Origin of the sequence: Hydrogenophaga sp. (genome assembly GCF_041633695.1) — a bacterium.
Taxonomy (GTDB): domain Bacteria; phylum Pseudomonadota; class Gammaproteobacteria; order Burkholderiales; family Burkholderiaceae_C; genus Hydrogenophaga.
Genome location: NZ_JBFJMY010000230.1, coordinates 1 through 6,651, shown reverse-complemented (window position 1 = coordinate 6,651; position 6,651 = coordinate 1). Strand labels below are relative to the sequence as shown.

Genomic DNA, 6,651 nt, shown 5'->3' with positions numbered 1-6,651 from the left:
GCGGATGCCCGGTTTGAGGGCACGCAGCAAGGCGTCGTTGTGCACATGGGCACCGGCGCTGGTGGCGTCGAACACGATGTCGATGTCGGCAAAGATGGGCAGGCGGGTCAGGCCTTCCACGCCTTCGTGGGTGGTGGCCACACCCATGCGATGGGCGCGGGCCAGCCCGTCGGAGCCCGGGTCGATGCCGACCATGGCTCCCATTTCGATGTGTTGCCCGTGGCGCAGGATCTTGATCATCAAGTCCGTGCCGATGTTGCCGCTGCCAATGATGGCGGCTTTGAGTTTCTTGGTCATGCGTAAGCCCTAAACCATGCGGCAGGACACACGGCCCAGCGCGCCAAACTCGGCGTGGATGAGGTCGCCGGCCGCCACCGGCACCATGGGACCCAACGCGCCCGAGAGAATCACCTGGCCCATTTGCAGGCCCTGCCCGCGCTCGGCCATGGTGCGCGCCAGCCAGTAGGCCGCGCGCAGCGGATGACCCAGGCATGCGGCACCGGTACCGATCGAAACCGTTTGCCCGTTTTTCTGCATCTGCATGCCGATCTCGCCCAGCGAGACGCCGCCCAGGCCCATCGGCTGGTCACCCAGCACATACAGACCACACGAGGCGTTGTCGGCCACGGTGTCCACCAGACTGATCTTCCAGTCGGTGATGGCGCTGTCCACGATCTCCAATGCCGGTAGCGCATAGGCCAGGCAGCACAGAAACTCGGCCCAGCTCGGTGCCGCGCCTGGCAGATCGCGGCCCACGACGAAGGCCACCTCGGCCTCCACCTTGGCTTGCATCAGCGTGGACACCGGCACGTCCTGCCCGCTCAAGTACTCCATGTCGTCGAACAGCACACCGAAGTCGGGCTGGTCCACGCCCAGTTGCTGCTGCACGGCCTTGGAGGTCAGACCCACTTTCAGTCCCACGATGCGGCGGCCTTGCGCCAAACGCGCCTGGGTGTTGAGTTCGGCCACGGCGTAGGCCGCCTCCAGCCCAGCAATGCCGTGGCTGGTGGACACCGGTGCGATGGTCTTTCGGTCGCTGCGCGATTGGCGCAGCGCGAGCGCAGCGGCCGCTAGGGATTCTGGGTTCATGACGGTGTCTCCTGTGTGTCGATGAAAACTTCGCCGTCGCGCACCACCGCCTTGTAGGCGCGTATGGGTGTCACGGCGGGAAAGGTCAAGGCTTCGCCGGTTTTGAGGCAGAAGCGGCCGGTGTGCCACGGACACTCCACGTAGCCGTTCTCCACCGTGCCTTCGGACAGCGAGGCTTCGCCGTGGGAGCAGGTGTCGTCGGTGACGAAGAACGCTTCGTCCAGACGGAACACCGCCAGCGGCGCCCTGCCCTCGATGTCCACGCGCAGGCCCTCGCCGTCTTCCACGGCGTCCACGCGGCAGAGCCGCAGCTCCGTGCCCGCGAGAGATGTATTTTTGTCGTCCATGGCGGTTGCGCCTTTCATCAGAAAAATCGGTCGTAGTGAATGTGTGTGGCGGGCACCTGGTGGTCGACCATGAGCATGCGCACCACCGCCTCTGTCATGGGCGGTGGGCCGGCGAGGTAGTACTCGTGGTCGGTCCACGCGCCGGCCATGCGGCGCACCAGCAGCTCGTGCACAAAACCGCGCTCGCCGCTCCACCCGCCGGCATCGGCCAGTTCGGCCACCGACAGCGCCACCTCGGTCCGGACACGCGTGGGTTGCGCGAGCCAGTCGCCAAAGGCGGGCACGTCCGCGGGGCCACGGCCACCGTAGAAAAGCGCGATGTTGCGCCCGCTCAAACGCGGGTGCGCCGAGGCGGCATTCGCAATCGACACCATGGGGGCCAGACCCGAACCACCCGCAATGCAGACCACGTCGCGCTCGGCAGCGGGCTGCAGATGCGCCAGGCCCAGCGGACCATCCATGCGCACACGCTGGCCGGGTTGAAGTGCGTCGAACAACCAGGCGCTCCCTCTGCCCAGCGGCACGCGGCGCACCATGAAACACCACTCGCCCGCCTCGTTGGGCTGGTTCGACATGGAGTACGCACGCCACTGGTCTCCGCCCGGCAGTGCCAGCATGGCGTACTGCCCTGGCAGAAAGCGCGCCGGCCCCGGACCACGAAAGCGGAACTCGCGGATGTCCACCGTGACTTGTTGCGCGCCCAGGTATTCGGCCTCGAAGCACACCGGCGCAATGGCGGGCACAAAGGCCTCGCCCGATCGGATCTTGATCTCGCAATCGCTCAGCGGCAGGCACTGGCAGGCCAGGCGATGGCCCTTGCTGCGCTGCTTGGCATTGAGGCCGGGCGCTTCGGGCCAAAGTTCTTGTACTTCGCCGCTGAGCAGTTCGAACTTGCAGGAACCACAGCCCCCGGCGTTGCATTCATACGGCAGGCCCAGGCCCGCTCGCAGACCTGCCCGCAGCAGGTTGTCGCCCGGTGCGTTGTCGTAACGGGTCTCGCTGCCCGCCAGGCGAATCACATGCGCCACCCCACTCATGCCACCACCCCCAGATTCAGCCAGCGGCGGGCGTTGCCCGAACGCAGGCGCTCGACCAAGTCGGCCGACAGACCCAGGCCTTCCAATCGGCCGGCAGGGTCGTTGTCCATGATCGAGAACGGGTAGTCGGTGCCGACCATGACCTGCTCATCGCCGAACACGCGGATGAGGTGGTGGATGGTGTCGCTGTCGTACACCAGGTTGTCGTAAAACATGCGGCGCGCGGCCTGCATCGGATCGCCGGGTAGGCGGTCGCGCACCTGGGGCAATACGTTCCAGGCGTGCTGCAGGCGGGGCAACAACATGGCCAGACTGCCACCGCCGTGGCTGTACGCAATGCGCAGCCCAGGCAGTTGAGACAGGGTGCCGCCCGTGATCATCGATGCGGCGGCCAAGCCGGTTTCACCCGGGAAGGCCAGCACCTGCTCCAGCGCCGCCGGCCCGACCACGCGGTCCAGGCCACTGGGGCGCAAGGGGTGCACAAACACCGCCGCGCCCCACTCGGCAGCGGCCTCGAAAAACGGCAGAAAGCGGGGGTCGCCGATCACGGCACCGTTGACATTGCCCGCGATCTCCACACCAGCGAGACCAAGCTGGTGCACCGCGTGATCCAGTACTTCGATGGCCATGTCCACGTCCTGCAGCGGCACCGCGGCCAAGCCGACGAAGCGCGAGGATTCGCGGCGCACCATCTCGGCGATCACCTCGTTGAGGTAACTGCACAGCACGCGGCCATCTTCCGGCGCAAGCCAGTACGACAACAGCTCGGGCATGGGCGACAAGACCTGCATGCCGGTGCGGCGCTGGTCCATGTCGGTCTGGCGCACCACACAGTCCCAGCACTGGTGCGAGACGGTGCGGTAGACCGAGCCCGACACCATCACGTGCTGGTGGCACGCGTGCGCTGGCGCCATGGAAGGCCACGGCGCGTTTACATGGCGCCCGACGTAGGCCGGAAACGATTGCGGCACCACATGGGTGTGCACGTCGATCAGGCCGCCGCCGTCGTGGGAAGGGTGGTGTTGATGAGCCATGTGGTCAGGTGATGGAGAAAGCGGGTCGGGTAGCTCGCACCGGCTCAGCGCTTGGCTTGCGCCGGCACTTCGCCGGTGCTGAAGAACTGCGTGGCCACGGCGTTGAACTCGTCGGGAATTTCGTACTGCGGCCAGTGCGCGGCATCGCCCTGCATGACATAAAAGCGGCTATCTGGCACGCGCTTCACGGCGGCCTCGACGGCTTCCATGTCGTGGATCGGGTTGTCCAGCGTCCATAGGAACAGCGTCTCGCAGCGCAACGATTCGAGCGGAATCAGGAATTCGTCGTGCCGCTGGATCACCGCGTTGATCTTGGGCGCCACGCGGCGGGTATCGGCCGCCAGGTAGATGCGCAGCCGCAGATCGATCAGCTCTTCCTGCAGCAGGTGGTGGTTGTTCGGGTGCATCAACCACTTCATGCGCGCGGTCACGGTGTCGCGGTTGGGCACCACGTCCACGTTGGCCTTGTTGAGCGCAATGAAGTTTTGCATGTCCTGGCGCCCCTTGGCAGAGACCACGGGAATGCCGCCCGCCGTGTTGAGCATGAGGCGGCGCACGCGCTGCGGGTACTTGGCGGCAAAGATGCCAGACACCCAGCCGCCCAGCGACTCGCCCGAGAGGTGGGCCGACTCGATGTCCAGCGCGTCCATGAGTTCGCGCAGCTGCTCGGCAAACACCGCCGGGTTGTATTCGTCAACGGTCTTCGCCGACAACCCGTGGCCTGCGTAGTCGAACGCGATCACGTGGAATTTTTCCGACAGCGCCACCAAATTCTTGGCATAGGCCTCCAGGTGGCCGTTCAGGCCGTGCTGCAACAGGATCACTTCCTTGTTGCCGCGACCGGCTTCGGCGATGCGGATGCGGCCAAAAGTGGGGGTGGATACGTACCGGATTTCGGCACCGAGAAAGTCAAGCCAGAGGCTCATACAGGGCTCCTTGTGTGAGAAAGAAAAGTGGGAGAAACAGTGAAGCGCCCACGGCGAAGCCCGCAGGCCGCCCGGCGGGGCCCGCGTTCGCGCAGGTCAGCGCAACGCTCAGTTGATGGGTTCTAGGCGGGGCAGCGCGTCCAGATAACAGGCCACCATCTGGCGCCAGCGGCGAAACAGACGCTGGAAGCGTGGTGCATCGTCCTGCCACAGACGCCGCACCGCAAAGCCGCGCACGATGCTGATGCTCAGCCAGAGCAGGTCCTCGGCGACCGCCTCGGGCACGCCCGCGCCGATCAAAGCCTCCAGCCAACTCGCCTCCACCGGCAGACGCGCTTCGGCCGAAATGAGGAGCACGCGGTTGGTGCTGCCCAACTCCCGGCGGCCCTGGATCGCGAGATCCAGCGCAATGAGGAACAGCTCGCTGAAGAAAAAGTCCTGGCTGTCGGCCATCAACTCTTTGATCGACTCGTCCACCGAGGCCACGCTGAGCGAGCGCTTGCGCCCGAGCTCGGCCGTGCGCAGGAACACATGCTCGACCAGCGCCACGATCAGCGCGTCCTTCGACGGAAAGTGGTGTGTTTGCGCGCCCCGTGAAACGCCCGCGCGCATGGCCACATCGGCCGTGCGCAGACCCGAGTAGCCCTTGTCGGTCAGCTCCTCGATCGCGGCATCGAGGATGCGGCGGCGCATGTCCTCCGAGCGCTCGGCCTGCGTTCTGCGGCTGCGCACCGGTCGGGCGGTGGCCGCTTGCGCTGTATGTCCAGGCGCCGCTGGGCTGCCGATGTTTTTTGTCATGCTCTCCCTCCAGGCGAGCGCAGAAACGCTCGGTGTTCACAACATGGTGCTCCCGCCGTTGACGCTGATCACCTGACCGGTGACAAACGCCGCCTCGCGGGAGGCCAGGTAGGTCACCATGGACGCCACTTCCTCGAGTTCGGCCGCGCGTTCCATGGGGATGACGCTCAGAAATTTCTTGGCGACCTCCGGATTGTCGCGGATGAACCGTTGCAAGGGTTCGCCGTTGACGGCGCAAGGGGCCACGGTGTTGACCGTCACGCCATGTGTGGCGAACTCGCGTCCCAGGCCGGTGGTGAGTCCGTGCACCCCGCCCTTGGCGGCGTTGTAGGCGGCGTGGTCGGCCAGACCGTTGCGCACCGAGTCGGCGCCCAGGTTGACGATGCGCCCGTATCGGCGCTCGACCATGGCCGGCAAGAACGCACGGGTGCACCACAACACGGTCCAGAGATTGCGGTCCACGGTGGTCTTCAGCGTCTCTGGCGTGTGGCTTAGAAACGGCAGAATCACACCGCCCCCTGCGTTGTTCACCAGAATCGTCGCCTCGCCCAGGGCCGAGCGGGTCTGCTCCAGCAACGCTTGCGCACCGGCCTCGGTGGAGAGGTCACCGGCCACGCCGATCACCCGTGCACCATGCGCCTGGCGCAGCTGTTCACACACCGCTTGCAGTTCGTCGTTGGTCACATCGGCCAGCGCCAGCGCCGCACCTTCGCGGGCAAACGCCTCGGCGATCGCCATGCCAATGCCGCGTGCAGCACCGGTGACCACCACCACCTGGTCTTGGAAACGCCCAGCAGCACTCGAAGAAGTTTTTGTGTTCATGTGTTATCCCGTCTCAAAGAATGATGCTCACGCGACCGTGTGGACGCAGTGCATCCATGTCGAGCATGCAGCGCTTCTCACGGATGCGCAGTTGCCCGTCGAGCACGGTCAGCCGGTAGCGGTAGCTGCCCACGTACACGTCGGCGGCCCCGTTCTTGAAACGGTGCACCGAAAAGGCGGCCGAGACTTCGGTGTCGCCGTCCTCGCGCGCATCGACCAATACATTGGTCACCATGTGGCGGGTGCGTGAGCGGGGCCATTCCACATGGGCCGATTTTTTCTGCAGGCGCAGCACGCGCTCGTGCAGGCGCGGGCGGTCGTCCGCGATGTAGAAGAGCGTGTTGTCGGGGGTCACGTCCGGCGCGGTGCCCACGGTCGGCACGTGGTACACGGCGTCGTCCGTGAACAGGGCCAGCCATTCGTCCAGCTGCCAGCGGTCGAGCATGGCGGTGTCCACGAGAACGTGCGTGAACCCCTCGCGACGCAGGCGGTCGCACCAGGCAGTCGCATCGTCGGGTGCTTCCCGCATCACGCGCGAGAATGGGCCGCGGTCCCAGGTGGTCTGGTAGATGATCTTCGCCCGGTAGTAGAAGGGCGC

General features: G+C 65.8%; 8 protein-coding genes and 1 pseudogene. All 9 read right to left on the bottom strand.

The features are described from left to right. A pseudogene (locus ABYB95_RS14310) lies at positions 1 to 297 on the bottom strand (acetaldehyde dehydrogenase); the annotation flags it as partial. A 9-nt stretch (positions 298 to 306) separates the two neighbouring features. Beyond that, positions 307 to 1,089, bottom strand: a complete 783-nt coding sequence (locus ABYB95_RS14305; protein ID WP_372659239.1) for a 2-keto-4-pentenoate hydratase — start codon at positions 1,087 to 1,089, stop codon at positions 307 to 309. After that, the gene (locus tag ABYB95_RS14300) at positions 1,086 to 1,436 is read right to left on the bottom strand and encodes a non-heme iron oxygenase ferredoxin subunit (RefSeq protein ID WP_372659238.1); all 351 of its coding nucleotides are present in this window, start codon (positions 1,434 to 1,436) and stop codon (positions 1,086 to 1,088) included. The genes ABYB95_RS14305 and ABYB95_RS14300 overlap by 4 nt, the downstream gene beginning before the upstream one ends. A 17-nt stretch (positions 1,437 to 1,453) precedes the next feature. Next, positions 1,454 to 2,473: a 2Fe-2S iron-sulfur cluster-binding protein gene (locus ABYB95_RS14295; protein WP_372659237.1), complete on the bottom strand. Its 1,020-nt coding sequence runs from the start codon at positions 2,471 to 2,473 to the stop codon at positions 1,454 to 1,456. After that, the gene (locus ABYB95_RS14290; protein WP_372659236.1) at positions 2,470 to 3,507 is read right to left on the bottom strand and encodes an amidohydrolase family protein; all 1,038 of its coding nucleotides are present in this window, start codon (positions 3,505 to 3,507) and stop codon (positions 2,470 to 2,472) included. Before ABYB95_RS14290 ends, ABYB95_RS14295 begins: the two co-directional genes overlap by 4 nt. A gap of 44 nt (positions 3,508 to 3,551) precedes the next feature. Further along, a complete protein-coding gene (locus ABYB95_RS14285; RefSeq protein WP_372659235.1) occupies positions 3,552 to 4,433 on the bottom strand; it encodes an alpha/beta fold hydrolase in 882 nt (293 codons plus the stop codon). Positions 4,434 to 4,541: 108 nt separating this feature from the next. Next, a complete protein-coding gene (locus tag ABYB95_RS14280; RefSeq protein WP_372659234.1) occupies positions 4,542 to 5,231 on the bottom strand; it encodes a TetR/AcrR family transcriptional regulator in 690 nt (229 codons plus the stop codon). Positions 5,232 to 5,267: 36 nt separating this feature from the next. Continuing rightward, entirely contained in the window at positions 5,268 to 6,053 is a 786-nt protein-coding gene (locus ABYB95_RS14275; RefSeq protein WP_372659233.1) for an SDR family oxidoreductase, read from the bottom strand. A gap of 13 nt (positions 6,054 to 6,066) precedes the next feature. Further along, the coding region (locus ABYB95_RS14270; protein ID WP_372659232.1) for an aromatic-ring-hydroxylating dioxygenase subunit beta at positions 6,067 to 6,651 on the bottom strand (585 nt) is incomplete at its 5' end.

Coding starts and splice junctions, on each gene's coding strand:
- ABYB95_RS14305 (WP_372659239.1), bottom strand. CDS start 1,089: ATGAACCCAGAATCCCTAGCGGCCGCTGCGCTCGCGCTGCGCCAATCG.
- ABYB95_RS14300 (WP_372659238.1), bottom strand. CDS start 1,436: ATGGACGACAAAAATACATCTCTCGCGGGCACGGAGCTGCGGCTCTGC.
- ABYB95_RS14295 (WP_372659237.1), bottom strand. CDS start 2,473: ATGAGTGGGGTGGCGCATGTGATTCGCCTGGCGGGCAGCGAGACCCGT.
- ABYB95_RS14290 (WP_372659236.1), bottom strand. CDS start 3,507: ATGGCTCATCAACACCACCCTTCCCACGACGGCGGCGGCCTGATCGAC.
- ABYB95_RS14285 (WP_372659235.1), bottom strand. CDS start 4,433: ATGAGCCTCTGGCTTGACTTTCTCGGTGCCGAAATCCGGTACGTATCC.
- ABYB95_RS14280 (WP_372659234.1), bottom strand. CDS start 5,231: ATGACAAAAAACATCGGCAGCCCAGCGGCGCCTGGACATACAGCGCAA.
- ABYB95_RS14275 (WP_372659233.1), bottom strand. CDS start 6,053: ATGAACACAAAAACTTCTTCGAGTGCTGCTGGGCGTTTCCAAGACCAG.